Genomic DNA, 20,582 nt, shown 5'->3' with positions numbered 1-20,582 from the left:
CTCTATGCCTCTAGTAAAGAGAAACACTTACTCCCCGTGCCCAGTTCTATTCACAGCTTTAGTATCACCCTTAGCCATTAAAATAGAGACTTTACCTTATTTGGTAATTCGTGAACCCATCATAAATTACGTCACTTTAAGGTAATTTATAAATCACTTCCCCCCTTCGCAATCAATAAGTGCTTTTGGCTCAAATTGACTCTATCAGATATATTACTGATAGTCGGCTTGGTTTTGTCCTCCACACCATCACTGGCTTTCACAGGCCTAGCCTTACTCACTACTACGGGTTCATCTGCCACCTCACATCGGCATTAGATCTTGAGTTTCTTCTTGAATCTAAGCCACTTACTGACAATTAAGTTTAGATGCCAGGCTTCCCCAGTTATTGCACTGACTCCCTGTTAGATATGCCACCCTCAAGCACAGAATTGGTCTGACTAAGTATTGGGCTTCGCGCTATTTTGGACGCTTACCCACCAATCCAGGGTTCCCTCGTGAGTTACAAAATTGTTAAAAACCCTTAAGTACCAAACAAAACTCTCTCTCGAAACTCAGTATTTAACGCGCATTTCAATTGTCTTCGTTTCAATGTCCCTTTCATCTCTACAAGCTTAATAAAATTCATACACATTTGACGAATTCGAGATAGGTTTTCTGATGCATGCTTGTAGATGATCCGGCTGTTATCTTCATTCATTACAGTGTCCAACCACCAGTGCATACTTTCTACGCCCCAATGGCCTCGGCATAATTGGCCAAATTCTTCTGCTTTCATTTCCTTAGAAGAAATGAAGTATCTAACGCCTAAACTTCCCGAAGGCTCTCCGTTTTTCTGTTGATAAGTCGTTGCTATACATAAACTTTTTAAGCCTTTCCATTTAGAGGCAAAATCTCCATATTTATCCGTAAATGGAACAACAATATAACTTCTTAAGGTCTTACGACCCCGTAGACAAATTTCTTCTTCCTCAAAAGAATCACTCGCATAATCGCATAATTGCCCTAACGAAAAGTGTTCAGTAAAAACCTTATGGAGACTTGGTTGATTGTCTTTTACTGACATTAAATAGTCCCCTTTACGTTCAACTATTAGCTCTGCAATTGCTCTCTGGCAACCCATTGCATCAACACTAATTACTCGACCTTTAACTCTGATTAATTTAAGCAACTCAGGGATAGTCTTTATTTCATTCGATTTCGAGCTCGTTTTTAGTTGACTTAAAACCAGACCAGTATCAACAGAATAAGCATTAACCATATGTGTTAGGCATTTCTTCTTACTATAATCATACGTGCCTTTTAAAGACTTCCCATCAATAGCTATATGATTGGTTTCTAACGACTTTTCATTTTGAATGTCGTTACACCATCGAGTAAAACAAAGAGAAAATTCATCTGGGTCAACCAATCCAACAATGCGAGCCGTTGTATCTTGACTTGGAATGCCTGATAAATATGGACTGAACTTTTTAAGCCATTCTAAGTTCTCTTCTCCAAAGGCTTCTATCTCATCCCAGGTTTTCATTCCACACAACATGGCTGTCACCACTTGGAACAAAACTTCGAAGAAATCGTAAGTGATTTTTCGTTTCTGACGGCTATCACTTAATATGTTAAAATGGTCTTTGAATTCGTCGTAATTCATCTTTTGAATCTCATTTAGTTATCTAAACAGTATAAGATCACGTCAGATCGCCAAATTCAACTTATTTTTAAATTTTTATCCCGAAAAATTAAGAAAATCCGCGTAAATAACATGCGGGAACCCTGCCCACCAATCCCGCCGAAACAGGTTACGGTTAGTTGTGTACATCTAACTTCCTATGGCTTCCTTCAGACCTCACCGTTAGCCAGTGACGCCCTTGCCATTCAGATTGTCTTCCCCTTAGTCGGGGTGACTCTGCTATCTTGCAAGCAGACGGGTTTGCCAGCTTTGCTGGGCAAACAAAAAAACGAGGGTCATAAGACTCTCGTTTATATTTAATAGTTCTGTATATTTACTGCCACTTATCTTAAATTAGAACTTCTTAGAAATAAGCGCAGAACCAGCAATAATAGCAACACCTAACAGCATGATTGGACCTTTACCACCATCAAAGCCAGATGAAATCCCCATGAATGCAACGATTGCGATTGCAACAGGAATAATATACTTAACCAATGCGTACCATAAACCAAATAGTGGGAATTTAATTTCACCGCCATTGGTTACTTCATCTTCAAGATCTTCACGTTTCAATCTCCAACCAGCGAAAATACATACCAACATACCACCAACGGCTAAGAATATCTTATCAGTTAATAAATCAAAGATATCAAACGCACCAGTATCAAACAATGTTGGTCCAAGACCACCTAAAGATAATGAAGCAAACACACATAAAATAGCCATTACAGAACTTGCAGCAATTACCGCTTTAATTCGAGTAAATTTCTTCTCATCAATTAAGTAAGAAACGACTACTTCTAGTAGAGATACTGAAGACGTTAATGCTGCAACACTTAAACCAATAAAGAATAATAAGGCAAGCAGAAGACCAATCAGGCCACCCATCTCGGCGAATATTTGTGGAACAACAACAAACACCAAACCTGGACCGGCTGTCGGCGCCATGCCAAATGCAAACATTGCAGGGAACATAGCGACACCAGCAAGAACAGCAACACCTGTATCCATTGCCGTAACCATCGCGGTTGTTTGAACTAAATTCTCTTTTTTCTTCAGGTAAGAACCATAAGTCATCATACAACCCATACCAAGAGATAATGAGAAGAAGGCTTGACCTAACGCAGCAAGAATTACATTACTGTCAATTTTAGAAAAATCAGGACTAAATAAGAAATCAAGACCAGCCATCGCACCTGGAAGCATTAATCCTTTTACAGAAACAATGACTAAGATAAGAAACAGTAAAGGCATTAATATTTTACCGGCTTTCTCTATACCACCAGAAATCCCTTTTATTACTATAACAATGTTTAGAAATAGGTATAGCCCCATCCACATAAGCGGCTCTACAGGGTTCGAAATAAAAGCACCAAAGCTATCGCCAATAGCGGAGGGAGTATCTAAAAGCCCCGTACCTACTTTAGCAATATAAGCAATGGCCCAACCACCAACTACCGGGTAGAAGCCCATGATCAATAGACCACTGACAACGCCAATAACACCAGCAAAAGTCCAACGACGATCTGTCGATTTAAATGCACCTACTGCAGATTTTTGAGTTCGTCGGCCGATAGCAAATTCAGTCAACATCACACTAAAACCAATAAAAATCACGAAGAATAAATAGATAGCAACAAATGCACCACCACCATTTTCTCCGGCTGTATATGGGAATTTCCAAATGTTACCTAAACCAACAGCAGATCCTGCCGCAGCCATTACAAATCCTAATTTTGAACCCCAGGTATCACGGGGATTAGTGGTATTACTCATAGCCACAAGTTCTCCAAATATTTTATATCGTTATATATGCGCTGTGTTTGTATATGAGCATCAAAATGGTGTACAAAAAAGTATACACTTATAAAAGGTTGGGTTAACGCTCAATATTGCAAGTAAAACAGTTTAGGAATAAAATTGAAACCCCCTTATGTTACATTTTTTAACGTACACCTCTCTTTTTTAACTTAAATGTTTACAAAACCAGCAATGAATTTTATTTTGTAAATTTTTCCCTCCTTATCTACTCTTTTCCTACAACACCTGATTTAATAGAGATTCATTTACTATCTCAATGACAAAGGCTAATGGATAAATTTTATCAAGCACTTACTCTTATTGGTTTTATTTTATATTGGCTACTCGTCGCCGGTGTAACGATACGTGTTGTTTTTAAACCAAGACCTGTTGGTGTCTCTTTAGCTTGGTTAATGATCATTTATATCATTCCAGTATTAGGGGTAATGGCATATTTCTTAATTGGAGAACTAAATCTTGGCCGAACCCGTGGTGAACGAGCTAGAGCTATGTTTACTCCTTATGAAGAATGGTTTGCACAAGTCCATAATTGTCAGCACCACCAACCTCAATCTATTTCTCATAGAATCTCAACAATTCATAATCTCTGCTCAAATAGATTAGGTATTCCCGCGTTGAGTGGCGATACTCTTTCGCTATTAAATACACCATCTGAAATTTTAACGGCTATTGTTAGAGATATTGAAAAAGCAGAACATGAAATCAATATGGAGTTTTACATTTGGCATCATGGGGGGCTAGCTGACAGTGTTGCAAGTGCATTAATAAAAGCAGCAAAACGTGGCGTTGTCGTTAATGTACTTTTAGATTCGGCAGGAAGTATCGATTTCTTTAAAAGTCATTGGCCTAAGCTTCTTAGAAGTTCAGGCGTCAATATTGTAGAAGCACTCAGTGTTAGCCCTCTTCGTATGTTTTTTAGACGGTTAGATTTACGTCTCCATCGTAAAATTGTCGTCATCGATAATATGATTGCTTATACTGGTTCAATGAATCTAGTTGATCCTCAATATTTCAAGCAAAACTCAGGGGTTGGGCAATGGGTTGACGTAATGATCCGCTTAACTGGTCCTAATGTCGCAGTGTTAAATACGATTCATGCGTGGGATTGGGAAGTAGAAACAGGGATCAGAGAATTACCGACGTTACCTGAATGTCCTATTTCAATAGACCCATTCAATCACACAACTCAAGTGGTTCCATCAGGGCCAGGGATGCCTGATGATATTATTCAACAGGTTCTAATCACTGCAATTAATCAAGCAAGAGCATCAATTACGATCACAACTCCTTATTTTGTGCCTAGTGAAATATTGCTTCATACATTACGAACTACAGCACATCGAGGAGTTGAAGTTAAATTAATTTTACCGAAGAAAAATGACTCATTGATGGTGAGTTGGGCATCTAAATCTTTCTTTGAGACACTACTTAAAGCCGGTGTTCAAATCCATGAATTTAATGGAGGGCTATTGCATACCAAATCCGTCGTTATTGATAATAGCCATTGTATTATTGGTACCGTCAACTTAGATATGCGAAGTTTTTGGCTCAACTTTGAAGTAAGTTTAATTGTCGATGATCCTGAATTTACTAAACAACTCTCATGGGTTCTTGATAGTTACTTAGATCAATCAACACCTGTTGATTTAGCAACTTGGCAACAACGTAATTTACCGCATCGTTTTACTGAACGATTCTTTTCTATGTTTAGTCCATTGCTTTAACAGTACTAATTCCAAAACTTAATATAAGAAAATCTAATAAACATAAAAAAGCCCGTCTCTTAGCATTTAAGTGACGGGCTTTTAAATATCATATTTCTATTAACGAATACCGCTTAAAAACTCATGTCTTGTTGCTGGGTTTCGTTTAAAAATCCCACCAAGAGCAGTGGTTGTTGTACTGCTTGTTGCGTCCATAATGCCACGAGATTTAACGCAATAATGCGTAGCTTCCATCGTTATCGCAACATCATCACTACCAAGTAACGTTTGCAACGCAACTAAAATTTGTTGAGTCATGCGTTCTTGCACTTGTGGGCGCTGCGCAAAGAATCGAACAATACGATTAATTTTAGATAAGCCAATAATTTTCTGACGAGGGATATAAGCAACCGTTGCTTTCCCGTCAATAGTGACTAAGTGATGCTCACAAGTACTAGTAAGTGTAATATCATTCACTCGTACCATTTCATCACAATTCATCTTATTTTCAATGACAGTAATTTTAGGGAAATTCGCGTAATCTAAACCAGAAAAAATCTCATCTACATACATTTTAGCAATTCGGTGAGGCGTTTCCTCTAAACTATCATCACTAAGATCTAGACTTAACAGCGTTAAGATTTCACGCATGTGGTCTTCTATACGTTCTTTTTTTTCTTCACGACTAATTCCATTTTCCTTCATTGGCGTCTCAAGACCACGCGCGATAAGGGCATCACGCACTAAAATGGCTGATTCACTGAATGATGACATCGTATACTCCAAATAACCTAATCAATTGAACTTTGCTAAGGATACTCGCTCTGTCAGATAAATACACCCTGATTTTACTGGGTCTATTAGATGTTCAGAGGTAAAATATGATAATGTGCAGTCATTATTACTATTAATTTAGAGAGTATCATGATGGATTGCTGCGCAACTCAAGGTTTGCTCCCCGTAGAAACCGCTTTGGACACCCTTTTATCTCAAGTTTCCCCTATCTCAAATACAAACACATTACCGCTTTCTGATGCGATTGGTTTTGTTTTAGCTGAAGATATCTGCTCTCCAATTAATGTTCCTCCTTTTGCAAACTCTGCAATGGATGGCTATGCCGTTCGTATCTCTGACTTAGAGCAATCCTTAACACTGCCTCTAACAGGAAAATCATTTGCAGGGATCCCCTTTGAAGGAAAGTGGGCAGCACAAAGTACCATCAGAATCATGACCGGAGCAAAAATCCCTGAGGGTTGTGACGCCGTTATTATGCAAGAACTGACTTCAGATTCAGGCGGTAACATTACCTTTGATCTGTCTTTAGCTGATGTTAAACCACAAACCAATATCCGCCCAATTGGTGATGATGTTGCTCAAGGACAAACCGTTTTAGAAAAAGGCCATCGCTTAACACCACGAGATATCCCTCTAATTGCTTCTTTAGGCATTAATGATATTCCAGTGGTAGTAAAACCAAAAGTTGCCTTCTTCTCTACCGGTGATGAGCTAAAACCGTTAGGCCAACCATTAGAAGATGGTCAGATCTACGACAGTAACCGCTATGGTATCAAAGTACTCATCGAACGTTTTGGTTGCGAAGCTATTGATTTAGGTATCATCCCTGATTGCCCAAAAACACTAAAAGAAGTGTTCTTAAAAGCAGATAAAGAAGCCGATGTTGTCGTTACTTCTGGCGGAGTAAGCGTTGGTGAAGCTGATTATACAAAAGACATTTTAGATGAACTCGGGAAAATTGGCTTTTGGAAGCTCGCGATTAAACCGGGTAAACCGTTCGCATTTGGTAATTTACCACATTCTTATTTCTGCGGATTACCAGGTAATCCAGTTTCTGCGATGCTAACCATGTATGTGTTAGTTCAGCCAATGTTAGCGAAATTAGCGGGTCACTCAAAGTGGGAAGCACCACAATCCATCCCTGCCGTCTCAACAACACTATTTAAGAAACGCCCAGGCCGTACAGATTATCAGCGTGGCATTTACTCTATTAATGCTCAAGGACAATTTGAAGTAGCAACAACAGGCAACCAAGGTTCAGGCGCATTCAGCTCAATGAGTGTTGCAAACTGTTTTGTTGTGTTAGAACGCGAGCGCGGCCGTGTTGAAGCGGGCGAAATGGTCACTATTGAATTGTTTAACTCTTCTTTGTATTAAAGAGCATTTAAAGATGGCTGAATTAACCGATCAAGAAATGTTGCGCTACAATCGTCAAATCATTCTAAGAAATTTTGATTTTGATGGTCAAGAACGCTTAAAAGAAAGTTCAATTCTAATTATTGGTGCTGGCGGTTTAGGCTGTACTTCGAGCCAATATTTAGCAGCTGCGGGTGTGGGAAAGCTCACCTTAGTGGACGATGATATTGTTGAACTCTCTAATCTCCAACGCCAAGTTCTTCATTGCGATGAAACCATTGGAGGTAAAAAAGTTATTTCTGCAAAAATGGCATTGAATCGCATCAATCCTCATTGCCATATTGATACTCTTGATAAGCGCTTATCTGATGATGAGTTACGTACACTTATTACTAATCATGATCTAGTACTAGATGGTACTGATAACGTAGATACTCGTAATCAATTAAATCGCTTATGCTTTGAGTCAAAAACACCATTGGTATCTGGTGCAGCGATACGCATGGAAGGTCAAGTAAGCGTTTATACTTATCAAGATAATGAACCATGTTATCAGTGCTTAAGCAGTTTATTTGGTCAACAAGCATTAACCTGTGTTGAAGCTGGAGTAATGTCCCCTGTCGTTGGGATTATTGGCGCAACTCAAGCCTTGGAAGCAATTAAAGTATTAGCTAATTATGGCCAACCGCTGATCAATAAATTACTAATATTAGATGCCCTTTCAATGAACTGGCGTGAAATGAAGTTGATGAAGCAATCTTCATGTTCGGTATGCTCTATATAAGTTCACTGGTCATTTAAAGCTACTTATCTACTAAAAATAAGTAGCTTTAATTAACCGTTTTACAGCAGATTGAATTCCTTTTTTCTTTCGCTTTATATAATTGAATATCCGCTTCATGATATATATGGTCGATACTTTTGACGGCTTTGTTTGCAACAATACAACCAATAGAAACAGTTAAAAACTCAGAAACAGAACTTAAGTTATGCTCAATTTTCTTAACCGCTAATAGATGTTGAATACGACATGCTATTTGTTCTAAATCATCAATATTAACGCCAGATAAACACACTGCAAACTCCTCCCCACCTATACGGCAAAAAGAAGCTCCCGGAAGCGCATTAACAGTATCATTTAAAATCCTTGCGAGCATCAACAGTGCTTTATCTCCCTGTAAATGCCCATAACAAGTGTTATAAAGTCCAAAAAAATCAATATCAATTAAAAGCACAGCTACGTTTGATGCATTTGGTGTTTTTAATATCTGATTGAATTTTTTTTCAAACTGTCGCCGATTACCAAGCTCAGTTAAAGGGTCTTGCAAAGATAATAACTCTAACTGTTCATTCATTGTTTCTAACTGCTTTGTTCTCGCTTTAATTTTAAGTTCTAGTTCTTTATTTAATTTCTCTAAACGTTCAGTTGCTTGGGTACGTTGTAAGACCTCACTTAATGTAGATATAAATAAATTAACTATTTCTCTTTCTTCTGTACTGAGAACTTTCTTCGTCAAAAAGTTATCTACAACAACAAAGGCAAAGGGTTTCTTATCTGTAGTTTGTATTAATGCAATGCCTTTACACCCAAAACCAATCACTTCCATGTCATGAAAAATAGGGGCTGATTCTGTATATATAAGTGTTTCAGGTTTATCTATTGCTTCTTGAACTACATCTAAATTTTCACTATAGAAATAAGATTCATCAACGGTGTTGCCTTGCTGATCTGTCCCCCATGTTCCTTGCAAACTTGTACAGTCTTCATTAGTTAATAAAATGCCAAGACGGTCTACTCCTAAATGCTTAATAGCAAAAGAAACTGCACTTTGACATACATCACTTAATGTTTCACAACGAGAGAAACCGACTAAACTGATATTCAATAAACGTACCGCTTGCTCACGTCGTTTTCTAATATAAATCTGAGATAATAATGCTGCAAAAGACTTCAACATCTCTTGCTGATAAATAGTAATTGGTTCACGATTAATAAAATTATCTAACGCTAACCAACCTACAGGGTAATTCTCCCCCCTTAATATCAACATCGCATTCCATCCTTCGCCAACAACCTCCCCTGCTGTATAAAGTGGTGCGGACTCAACAACAACTAACGTTTCTGAACGGCTGTATAATGCATCAATATAAGAAGGTTCTAATTGATTTAAGTCGTATGTTTTATGATGCTCTCGAACCGTCTCTCCATTCTCATTTGTCCCATATGTACTACTAAAGGATCTCTGCTTATAATCCAGTAGCATAAATACACTACGATCAAAACCCATATCATCTCGAACGGCTTCAACCGCCGCTTTAAACAATTCATCCAATGTTTCATGTTTTGATAAGTTAAGAGAGATATTTTGGACTAGTTTCATTTTATCAAGAAAAAGATCGCGTTCTTTTATCTCATCTAAGTATTTAGCCGCTCTCATGTCTCTTAAGCGAATTTCATTACTCGCATTCCTTTCAGCTCTAATACATTGCCACTGAGATGCAGCGATGTATAGAAAGTTCAGCCTATGCTGTTCAGCTAAAATTTCAGGAGAGATCGTTATGTTTTCAATCACTAAATAGGTACGATTACTGGTATGGCTATCTAATACAAACAAGAATGTGTTATGACTCAATGCTTGTCTGTAATCCCAGCCAATGCTATTACTAGCAATAGAAATTAGCCCATCACTACTGCCAAATTGACTAGCCCAAACCCAAAGGCTCATAGGAATACGGTCTAAAGGTAAGTCATCACCATATATATAATCTTCATGATAATCATAGCTGTCTTTACGAAGAGAAATAATGGCTGCTGATGTCGCTTCAAAATTAGATGAGAAGTACTCAAAAAGAAGATCCGAAATGATTTGTCTATCATGACATTGAATTATTTTTTGCTCTAACGTTTGTTTACTCTCAGCGTTAGTCAGTTCAAGACTCTGAATCATTTTTATTTATCAGCACCCAATTCGGATTAATACACAATAATGCATATTTTAAAAAAAATAAGCGAATAAACCACTAGCGCCGTTTATTTATTTGCGAAACACATCAATAAAAAGTTGATTAAATAACAAACGATTACATTCTCATTGGTTGAAATATCACCAAAAAATTAACCATACATGAAGTATCTTCTTATAATATCATGAATAAAAGTATTATTTATTTTTCATTAAAAACACAAAGAAAAAACATATCTCCATGATAATTAAAAACAAATAGATAAAAAACATTTCCTTAAAAAAATAAATATAGCCTTGTCATACACTTTTAAGAAAACTGAAATATTACTGTCATATAAATTTCCTAAAGTGACCTCGTCAACTTAATCCGGCACGTATGCCTCATAAAGGAAATGAAAATGAAAAAGTCAGTTATCGGCGCACTAGCAATTCTGAGTTCAGTAGTAGCATTACCAGCATCAGCGAAAGAAACTATTTCTGCCGTTGGTTCAAGCAGCGTGACCCCTCTAATGGAGGTTTTTTCTGAAACTTACATGAAAGATCACTCAAACGTGTATATCGAAGTTCAAGGTCCTGGTTCTTCAGCTGGTGTAAAAGCGGCAAAGAATGGTTCTGCAGATTTAGGTATGTCATCACGTAACCTTAAAGCATCAGAAAAAGAATCAACACTAAAAGAATTAGTAGTTGCACACGATGGCATCGCTGTTGTGGTTAACCCAAGTAATAAATTAAAAGGGTTAACTTCTGAACAAGTAACTGCTATCTACAAAGGTGAAGTGAAAAACTGGAAAGAAGTTGGTGGTGCAGACAAACCAATCGTTGCTATTACTCGTGACACCGCTTCTGGTACTCGTGGCGCATTTGAAGACATCATGAGCCTAAAGAAAAAAGTATCAGGTATGAAAGTTTCAGCGATTTCACAACGAGCTCAAGTTGCTAATGGCAATGGCGCCTTAAAAACAATGGTTGCAAGTAATCCATACGCTATTGGTTACATTTCTTTAGGCACTGTAGATAGCTCTGTTCATGCACTTTCAATTGATAATGTAGTACCAAGCGTTGCCGATATTAAAAATGGTACATATAAAGTATCTCGCCCTTTCCTTGTCCTATACAAAGAAGGACAACCATCAGCTGAAGCTCAAAAATTCCTAGAATGGATGACAGCAGAAACAGCTCAAAACCTAGTTGAAAAGAAAGGCTACATCTCAGTTAACTAATTTCTACCTTAATTTGCCTGACCTGCGAAGGTCAGGCTTTTTCCATTTCGAATTTTTCGACATGTGAGTATTTTTATGACCATCGCAATGAATAATCAAAATTCAGTAAATCAAGATACCCCTTCAAAAAGCCCGCTAAGGCAAAAAAAGCGAGTGGATTGGAGAGAACGAATTTTTCACGGTTTATTTTTAAGTTGTGCTGTTATTGGTATCGTTTCACTAGCAACTATTGCTTACTTCATCGTTAAAGAAAGTATTCCAGCATTCCAACAAGTTGGTGTAAGCGGTATTGTACTTGGTCAAGATTGGCTACCGCCTGCGCTCTATGGTGTCTTCACCATGATTGTTGCTTCTGTTGTGTCAACCTTCGGTGCCGTTCTTGTTGGTGTGCCTATTGGAATACTAACGGCTATTTTTATTGCAGAAATCGCCCCTAAACGTGTTGCTGATATCATTCGTCCTGCCGTTGAGCTGCTGGCTGGTATCCCATCAGTTGTTTATGGTTTTTTTGGTCTTGTTATTATCGTTCCGCTTATTCAAGACGTCTTTCAAGTTCCTGCTGGTAACACCATTCTGGCTGGTATTATCGTGCTAGGAGTAATGATCTTACCTACCGTTATTACGGTATCAGAAACCTCTATCAGAGCAGTTCCTGCCACTTATAAAGAAGGGTCTTTGGCACTCGGGGCATCTAAAATATTTACCATATTCCGCATCCTTCTTCCTGCTGCTCGTTCAGGCATAATGACTGGCGTAATTTTAGGTATTGCTCGAGCATTAGGCGAAACGATGGCAATCATTATGGTTATGGGTAATGCCCCTGCCATGCCTGAAGGTATCTTAGATTCAGCGCGAACATTAACCGCAAACATCGCAATTGAAATGTCATACGCAAGTGGTATCCATGCTAACGCGTTATACGCAACGGGTGTTGTTCTGTTAGTTTTCATCATGTCACTTAACGGCATTCTTCTTTACTTAAATCGTGAAACGGCGAAATAAGACAATGAATAAACTTAAAAAGCAACGTCAAATAAAAGATCAGATTGCCGCGGGATTAATCTGGCTATCAGCCGCGATTACCGTTGGATTCTTATTCTGGATCATCTGGTATATTCTTTCAAATGGCTTACAACACGTAAGTTGGTCATTCATTACCGATGACTACACTCGTACAGGTGAAGAACACGGCATCTTCCCAATGATAGTCGCTACGCTCTATATGGTATTAGCCTCTATTGCTGTCGCTGCTCCTCTAGGAATAATGACCGCAATATACCTAACCGAGTACGCCAAGATTGGCAGTAAGTTCGTTAAAGTTATCCGCTTCTGCACTGAATCTCTTGCGGGCATTCCATCGATTATTTTCGGTTTATTTGGTATGACTTTCTTTGTGGGGATCTTAGGCCTAGGCTTCTCAATCCTTTCGGGTGCATTAACACTAAGTATACTTATTTTACCTGTCATTATCCGAACAACAGAAGAGGCATTAATGGCAGTTCCTCAAACCTTCCGAGAAGGGTCTTATGGGTTAGGAGCATCAAAAATCTATACTATCTGGCGTTTAATTTTACCAAGCGCAATGCCTGGCATTTTAACCTCAGTTATTTTAAGTATCGGTCGAGTAATCGGTGAGTCTGCGCCAGTATTCTTAACCGCAGGTATGGTCGCTCGTATCCCTGATTCATTATTTGATTCGGGTAGAACATTAACCGTTCACCTATATAAGTTAACGACTGAACTCTTCACTATAGAAGAATGGAATCAGGCCTATGGCACAGCAACAGTACTTATTGTTCTTGTCTTAGTTATTAATATGCTTACGAAGCTACTAGCTCAAAAAATAAATAAAGCATCACATTAATATAAAACTTATTACCCATTATTTATTCACTGGTTGCACGAAAAGAAGTTGCAGCCAGTAAGGAAATTAAAATGAACAAATTTAATATTGAAAGCTTAGACCTTTTTTACGGTCAAAACCAAGCACTAAAAAGCATTAACTTACCGATCCCAGCAAAACAAGTGACGGCGTTAATTGGTCCATCTGGTTGTGGTAAATCAACCCTACTTCGTTGTTTGAACCGCATGAATGATTTGATTGAAGGCGTAAAAATAACGGGGCTTGTAAGTCTAGATAGCGATGATATTTACGGTAACATTGACGTTGCCGACCTACGTATCAAAGTAGGAATGGTTTTCCAAAAGGCGAATCCCTTCCCAATGAGTATTTATGAAAATGTCGCGTATGGTTTAAAAGCACAAGGCGTTAAAGATAAGAAAGTATTAGATGCGGTAGTAGAGAAATCATTACGCAGTGCCGCTCTTTGGGATGAAGTAAAAGACCGCTTAAAATCTCATGCTTTTGGACTATCTGGGGGCCAACAACAACGTCTATGTATCGCTCGAACTATAGCTATGGAACCAGATGTAATTTTAATGGATGAACCTACATCTGCATTGGATCCAATTGCTACACATAAAATTGAAGAATTAATGGAAACACTTAAAAAAGATTATACGATTGTTATCGTTACTCACTCTATGCAGCAAGCTCGTCGTATTTCAGATAAAACAGCTTTCTTTTTGATGGGCGAATTAGTAGAGCATGACGATACTCATATTATCTTTTCAAATCCAAAAGATGATCGTACCCAAGGTTATGTAAATGGTGACTTCGGTTAATCCTATTTTTGAATTATAACAAAAGCGATGGAAACTTTTGCCCCTACTAGCTAGGGGCTTTTTTTTGTTAAAATTTGTAATTAACTTGTTATGTTTATGGATTTATTATATTCATTATGAATAATAAAGATAACTAGATTAAATTACGGATAATTGCATGAAGTTATTGAGTTTTATATCATTTATATTGTTTTCTTTTTCTGTACAAGCTGATAAATCAGGCTATTACATAACAACTAATCTCGAAGAATCTTCAGTAACTTTTCTTGGGGTTCAAACAGATCTTGATCGTGGTTATAACATTAAAGGTGGTTATGATTTCCCAATTTCAGATACATTTTATATGTCTGTTGAACTTGAATATAACAATATGGGCAGCTTTGATTACGACTGGAAGAAAGATAATGAGTTTGCAAGGAGTCATGTCGATGCCCATTTTTTTGGTGCAAACTTGAAATACCGAGCTTATATATTGGAATCTGATTTCTTTATCACTAGTATGTTTGGGTATGGCTATTACTACTTAGATATGGATATTGATTTTTACTTAGAAGAAGGAAATAAAGGTTTTAAAGGAAAAGGAGCCCAAAGCCAAAGTGCCTTAGGCTTATCTTATGGTTTTGAAGCTGGATATGACTTTACAACACATTTCACTTTGACAGCAGGTCACAACATAGCACGTGCGATTATGGATGGTATTGGATATGACTTTGGGACCACTTATCTCGGATTAACGTATAATTTCTAATTCAGTTAAGCGTTTATTTATTACTAGAATCTAAGTACACTTAATCTAATAATAATGATTAGGTGTATTTATAATGAAATTTCATTCTCTCTTTGCTGCTAGCCTTTGTCTTTTTACTTCAGTCAGTGTAAATGCTGCAATTCAACTTACTATTCCTGGAGATGTTGAATTACTGTTGGTTGACAATCAAGAAGTCGAATTAGAAAGCTCTTTCTTCTCTACTTCATCTTCTCTTAAATTAGAGAATGGCGTGCACCAAATTGCATTTAGATACAACCCAGTCTTTAAGCAAGGTAAAGATAATATCATCGTCTCTAGCGATATTATCATTTCTAAATTTTCAGCGTCAGATAAAGAAATTACCTTTAAGTTTCCAACCTATAATTCGCCAGAAAAAGCAGAAGCTTTTAATACTGATTTAAATTGGCAACTTATCGATCAAAATAATACCGAGATCCCTTACGCTCAATCACAGCTTATCCATCACGGTGTTCAAGTTGGTCGAAATATTCAATTTGAACTAGCCCAATTCAATACAACTAACGATCCTGCTGCTTTTAAAGAAGGTATGGTAACCGTAACACATAAAGAAATTAAAAATGAACAAGGCCAGAATACAGCTGAACAAATGCTGCATTACTGGTATGAAAAAGCAGATAAAGAAACGCAAGACCGTTTTTCCGCTTACTTATTACAAAATAAATAAACGCTCTATACAAATATAATAGACATAAAAATAGCCCACAATCATTGTGGGCTATTTTTTATAAGTACTTAAATTTAAAAATTATACCAATCACAGTAAGTAAGCAATCAGAAATAGCGCAGGGAAAATGCTTGAGAACAAGGCGGCACTTTTCGACAAATAGCTTCGATAAGTAGTTATTCTACAATCAAAATTTACTACGATTGGTATTACACTTTAAATTGTGAAACCAAACCATCAAGTCTCTCACACTGTTCTGATAATGAAACACATGCACTTTCGGAGCTATTCACCATCTGTACCATTTGAGTACTATTATCAGCAATACGCTGTACATTCGAGTTGACATCATCGCTAACATGACTTTGTTCATTAGCTGCTGTCGCTATATGTGTATTCATATCGTTCATAATAACAATCGCTCTTGTGATCTGTTTTAATGATTTAGAGGCTTCATTTGCTAGATCAATCGTTTCTTTGCCACTTTTAGTACTCGACTCCATCGCAACTACCGCTTCTTTCGCTCCCGATTGTAAGCGTTCAATCATCTTTTCAATTTCACCAGTACTGTCTTGTGTTTTACTTGCTAACGCTCTTACTTCATCAGCAACAACCGCAAAACCGCGTCCTTGCTCGCCAGCTCGTGCAGCCTCTATTGCTGCATTTAACGCTAATAAATTCGTTTGGTCTGCAATCCCTTTAATTACATCTAAAATTGATGCTATGTTTGATACATCACTATCCAAAGTATGAATTACAGTACCTGCTTGAGTGATCTCATTAGCCAATCCTTCAATCGATACCACGGTTTGTTGTAAAATGGCTTCTGTCGTATCGGCTTCTGTTGTTGCTCCTAAACTTGCGCGCGCCGCTTCATTAGCATTTTCATTCACCGTATTACTCGTCACTTGCATTTCATGTACAGCAGCTGCAACCACTTCACTTTCTTGTTGCTGGCTTGAAGAGAATTTAGCGATATTGTTTGTTAATACTTGAATATTATCCATTTCTGAACGAACGGTATTAGACGATACAATCACATCTGAAACTGTGCCGTGAATCTTTGATACAAATAAATTAAACGCTTGTGCCAGTTTACCAATTTCATCAGTTGAGGTAACCGCGATGCGCTTTGTAAGATCTCCTTCGCCAGAAGCTACCTCTGACATTGCTAGCTCTAATGACTGAATTGGTTTCACAATCCAGTTAATTGATAACCAAATAACAAACAAGCCAAAAATCACAGCACTAATGGCACCAACCTCAGAAATTATTTTACCTGAATTAATCCCATAATGACTTTGCTCTCCTAGTTTGACCTGTTCACTCATAATTAACTTACTAATTGATTTCAGTTGCTTACGTATAATCTTAAACTGGTCTTCTAACTGACTATTATTTTCTTCATAATAGAATTGAGCATCATCAGGGTTTGAAAACAAAGGCTCATAGAGAGAGACCCATTTTTCAGCCGCGTTAATTAACGTAGTTAATTCAAATTGAGTATTTAAAGGTAGGATATTTTCTTGATATAAGACTTCTACTTTTTTTAAACGAGGAATCGCTTTGTAGGCGTTATCTTTAAATTCAAACGAGTGGTGATCTCTTTCTGCTTTCGTGGTTGAAAGCATTAAACCTTGTGCTGCAGCGGTAACTTGATAAAGATCTCGGTATGCATCTTCTAAAGATTCATTTACTGGTTGAACAAGCTCGATTAATTTGTAATTAACCTCCGCTTGCTCATTTAGCTTCATCACATTAAGAGTTGAAATAATACTGAATAAAAAAACAATAGCTACCATTGGCAATGCTATTTTTGTTTTTACTGACAAACGTCCTGCTAACTTCATAACCTATCCATATGACATAAAAATAATTCAACGGACTATATCAAATCGTCATAAATATAAATTGATCACACCCATAGGTATCAGGAATAAATTTACCTCATACCATTGATATTTATAAAGTTAATTTCATTTATCAAAAAAATCATTTAGTGCATCTATTGAGAGCTCATAAACTTGAACTATTTCAATCTCACTGCATTCAGATAAATCACCATTTTTTCCTCTTGCTTCATAAGCATTACAAATCGCATGCAATTGCATTAATCCAAGACTACCTGCAGATCCTTTTAACTTATGAGCGAGCTGATTGACTTGGTAAGCCTCTTTATTAACAATCGCATCTTGCAGTTGAATTAAATTATCTTTAGAGGACAGTCTAAATAATTCAATAATTTTAAGCATTCTAGCCTCACCCAATACGGCAAGATCACTTATAAGCACTTTTTCATTTAAAATCATATCAATTTCCTCAACAGGGGAACTGTCAATTGTAGGATTAAATCCCTCTTGGTTTATATCAAATTCTTTCATAGGATAAACACTACTTAAAAAGCGATTTAACATTTTTATTAATTGATTTTCTATAAGAGGCTTAGCTAAAAAACCATCAAAACCTGCTGCTAAATAGCTTTCTACATCTTCACTAAATACATGCGCAGACACAGCGAGTATCGGCGTATTCTTCGTATCGCCTTCTTTTAATTGCTCGATCTTTCGCAATCGTTTTTGTAAAGTCACTCCATCAGTATCAGGTAAATTGATATCTAAAAGTAGCATATCAAATTGGTCTTTTTTCAAAGCCTCTTCCGCAAGAAGACCAGTATCAACAGCAGTAATCTTATGACCTAAACGTTCTAAAAAACCAACAGCGACCATTTGATTAACAGGATTATCTTCTACTAAAAGAATATGAGCAGGTGCAACATCAGGAACCGTACTATCTTCAGTATGAACGGTAATACAATGCCCTTCTTCCAACTCTAAAGAGAACCAAAATGTACTTCCGCCCCCTTCTTTTGAATCAACACCGATTTCCCCATCCATTGCTTCAATTAAGCGCTGGCTGATGGCTAGTCCTAAACCGGTTCCACCATAGACTTTCTGCCCTTCTTCTGCTTGTGTAAACGCTTCAAATAAACTACTTATCTCATGTTCAGCAATACCAACACCTGTATCAACAACTTCAAATAATAATGTGGTATCTAAAATGATATGCAATTGAATTGTTACACTACCTGTATGAGTAAATTTAACCGCATTGCCGACAAAATTATTTAGCACTTGTCTGATCCGAGTACAATCCCCCATCCACCACGCAGGAATGTCTGCAGGAACATCAAAAGCAAGCGTGATCCCTTTTTGTTGGGCTCTTGAACTAAATAAGTGGTGTACGTCGGTAATCATCGAATGGACATTAAAATTAACCTGACGAATTGATAGGTGACCAGCTTCAATTTTCGAGTAGTCTAAAATATCATTAAGTAAATCAAGTAAGTTCTCACCACTACGATTGATAATATCTACATATTGTTGCTGTTGTGCTGTTAATCCACTTCCACGTAATAATTCACCCGTTCCGAGTACACCATTAAGTGGAGTTCGGATCTCATGACTCATCGTAGCTAAAAACGCTGACTTAGCACGATTAGCTTGTTCTGCTAAATCACGCGCTTTATCATGATTAATTATTTCAACATTTAAACGTTCGTTACTCGATTTTAACTCTTGAGTTCTTTGAGCTATTTGTAACTCTAAGCTATCTTTATAATCTTGCAGTTCTTGCGCGGTATCTCTAGCTACAAGAATAGAGCGCCCCATTTGAGCCAATTCATCATCTCCTGATGTATCTAGCTCTATGTCTAATCGCCCATTAGCAACATCGGTAATTGCTTGTTCATATTGATTAAGTCGCATAATTACGCGGGCATATACATAGCGCCACATAATGTAGATAACTAAACATAAACCTAATAATGTAATTGATATAAGAAGCTGTTGAACAACTTTCAAAACAAAGTTCACATCAGCAACGGCTTGTTGCGTAACGTCATTTGCTTGCTCTAAAAGTTGTGCAATAGTGAGATTTAATTCTTGGAATTGATGAATATTTTCATCACTTAATGATTTCAGTTTTTGATTTATATTTACTAATTGAATTAGCTCATTAAAAAGGCGTTCACTCTTAGTTAAATTATTTGCTAATGCCAACATTTGCTTTGTTCTGCTTGGATCTTCTACAGCTTGCACACGGCGAGTAATAATTGTCATGTCTCGATTGAAATCTTGACGTAATTTCTCAACATTCACAATACTATCGCTATTTCTCGCATCATCAATAGTATTAACAACTTTAAAAGTAAGTAGACGTAATTCATGCAAACGCTCCGCTAAATCAAGGTCTATTTCCACCAAAGTATCTAATGCTTTATATACCGAATTTTTATCGTTATTTTCGACAAAATCATAGATTTTAACAACATTCGCAATAGTGATTGTATTAGAGTTAAGTACTTGCGAACGCGCTAATTCTTCTAATTGAAGGGCAGTTTGAGTGAGTTTCTGACTTTTATTTTGAATAAGGCTGTGCAGGACAACTTTCTCACCGACGTTATTTCCCATCGTTGCTAAGTTATCAACAATGTCTTGCACTTGATGATCTAAGCGAGTAAGTAACGCCTTATCAAATGGATAAACCCCTAATCCTTTCAACCTAACATACAAACTTTCAATCGATGTAAATAATTCTTTGCCGTATTTTTTGCGTTCTTTTTCTGAGTTTACTTGAGAAAGTAACTGAGAAGTGGAAATGATTTTTGTACTTAAATCGGAAATATATCGAGCTTCAATAACCGCAGGGATCGCAGAATCTATCACTGTTCTTTCTGTTTTTTCAACATAAGAAAAGCCAAGGACACCTACAACAGATCCAAAAGCCATAAGAGCAATCATCACCATAAAAGTAAGAAATAGCTTTCGACCTATCCCTGTAGAAGCAAATAACATAATCTTGAATACACTTTAGAAAATGAAGTAATGCGAGTATCATATCATCAACCTAAAGTC

15 protein-coding genes are annotated in these 20,582 nt (G+C 37.2%); 9 read left to right on the top strand and 6 right to left on the bottom strand.

Annotation, left to right across the window (positions count from 1 at the left end):
* Nucleotides 1-523: 523 nt before the first annotated feature.
* Both AC2IP4_RS04935 and AC2IP4_RS04930 read right to left on the bottom strand, forming a co-directional pair.
* Nucleotides 524-1,648 (bottom strand): ISAs1 family transposase, encoded by a 1,125-nt coding sequence (locus AC2IP4_RS04935; protein ID WP_375319889.1) that lies wholly within the window; start codon nt 1,646-1,648, stop codon nt 524-526.
* 372 nt (nt 1,649-2,020) lie between these two features.
* Nucleotides 2,021-3,451: a sodium-dependent transporter gene (locus AC2IP4_RS04930; protein WP_375322676.1), complete on the bottom strand. Its 1,431-nt coding sequence runs from the start codon at nt 3,449-3,451 to the stop codon at nt 2,021-2,023.
* 308 nt (nt 3,452-3,759) lie between these two features.
* On the opposite strand from AC2IP4_RS04930, the gene cls reads away from it, so the two are divergent.
* On the top strand, nt 3,760-5,214 hold the full coding sequence (gene cls, locus AC2IP4_RS04925; RefSeq protein WP_375322677.1) for a cardiolipin synthase: 1,455 nt from the start codon (nt 3,760-3,762) through the stop codon (nt 5,212-5,214).
* Nucleotides 5,215-5,313: 99 nt separating this feature from the next.
* Here the strand turns inward: cls and folE are convergent, their stop codons facing one another.
* Entirely contained in the window at nt 5,314-5,967 is a 654-nt protein-coding gene (gene folE, locus AC2IP4_RS04920) for a GTP cyclohydrolase I FolE (RefSeq protein WP_105055020.1), read from the bottom strand.
* Nucleotides 5,968-6,120: 153 nt separating this feature from the next.
* On the opposite strand from folE, the gene moeA reads away from it, so the two are divergent.
* Nucleotides 6,121-7,365, top strand: coding sequence for a molybdopterin molybdotransferase MoeA (gene moeA / locus AC2IP4_RS04915; RefSeq protein WP_375322804.1), 1,245 nt, complete (start codon nt 6,121-6,123; stop codon nt 7,363-7,365).
* 13 nt (nt 7,366-7,378) lie between these two features.
* Nucleotides 7,379-8,128 (top strand): molybdopterin-synthase adenylyltransferase MoeB, encoded by a 750-nt coding sequence (gene moeB / locus AC2IP4_RS04910; RefSeq protein ID WP_375322678.1) that lies wholly within the window; start codon nt 7,379-7,381, stop codon nt 8,126-8,128.
* Between the two features lie 46 nt (nt 8,129-8,174).
* Here moeB and AC2IP4_RS04905 read toward each other — a convergent pair whose 3' ends face one another.
* On the bottom strand, nt 8,175-10,292 hold the full coding sequence (locus AC2IP4_RS04905) for a sensor domain-containing diguanylate cyclase (protein ID WP_375322679.1): 2,118 nt from the start codon (nt 10,290-10,292) through the stop codon (nt 8,175-8,177).
* Between the two features lie 416 nt (nt 10,293-10,708).
* Between AC2IP4_RS04905 and AC2IP4_RS04900 the strand changes: the two genes are divergently transcribed.
* The 6 genes from AC2IP4_RS04900 to AC2IP4_RS04875 all read left to right on the top strand — a co-directional run bounded on the left by AC2IP4_RS04900 (nt 10,709) and on the right by AC2IP4_RS04875 (nt 15,669).
* Nucleotides 10,709-11,530, top strand: a complete 822-nt coding sequence (locus AC2IP4_RS04900; RefSeq protein ID WP_375322680.1) for a phosphate ABC transporter substrate-binding protein — start codon at nt 10,709-10,711, stop codon at nt 11,528-11,530.
* A gap of 75 nt (nt 11,531-11,605) precedes the next feature.
* Nucleotides 11,606-12,532, top strand: coding sequence for a phosphate ABC transporter permease subunit PstC (gene pstC / locus AC2IP4_RS04895; protein WP_486310621.1), 927 nt, complete (start codon nt 11,606-11,608; stop codon nt 12,530-12,532).
* A gap of 4 nt (nt 12,533-12,536) precedes the next feature.
* Nucleotides 12,537-13,394, top strand: coding sequence for a phosphate ABC transporter permease PstA (gene pstA / locus AC2IP4_RS04890; protein ID WP_375322681.1), 858 nt, complete (start codon nt 12,537-12,539; stop codon nt 13,392-13,394).
* Between the two features lie 71 nt (nt 13,395-13,465).
* On the top strand, nt 13,466-14,215 hold the full coding sequence (gene pstB, locus AC2IP4_RS04885) for a phosphate ABC transporter ATP-binding protein PstB (RefSeq protein WP_486310620.1): 750 nt from the start codon (nt 13,466-13,468) through the stop codon (nt 14,213-14,215).
* A 157-nt stretch (nt 14,216-14,372) separates the two neighbouring features.
* Complete coding sequence (locus tag AC2IP4_RS04880) at nt 14,373-14,963, top strand: porin family protein (RefSeq protein ID WP_105055027.1); 591 nt, start codon at nt 14,373-14,375, stop codon at nt 14,961-14,963.
* A gap of 73 nt (nt 14,964-15,036) precedes the next feature.
* Nucleotides 15,037-15,669, top strand: a complete 633-nt coding sequence (locus AC2IP4_RS04875) for a YccT family protein (protein WP_375322682.1) — start codon at nt 15,037-15,039, stop codon at nt 15,667-15,669.
* Nucleotides 15,670-15,878: 209 nt separating this feature from the next.
* Here the strand turns inward: AC2IP4_RS04875 and AC2IP4_RS04870 are convergent, their stop codons facing one another.
* On the bottom strand, nt 15,879-17,519 hold the full coding sequence (locus AC2IP4_RS04870) for a methyl-accepting chemotaxis protein (protein WP_486310619.1): 1,641 nt from the start codon (nt 17,517-17,519) through the stop codon (nt 15,879-15,881).
* A 126-nt stretch (nt 17,520-17,645) separates the two neighbouring features.
* Nucleotides 17,646-20,522, bottom strand: coding sequence for a TMAO reductase system sensor histidine kinase/response regulator TorS (gene torS / locus AC2IP4_RS04865; protein WP_486310618.1), 2,877 nt, complete (start codon nt 20,520-20,522; stop codon nt 17,646-17,648).
* Nucleotides 20,523-20,582: the final 60 nt, after the last annotated feature.

The organism is Aliivibrio thorii (assembly GCF_057368585.1).
Note: the sequence above shows the minus strand (reverse complement) of the source record. Positions and strands in the feature narration are given on the sequence as shown.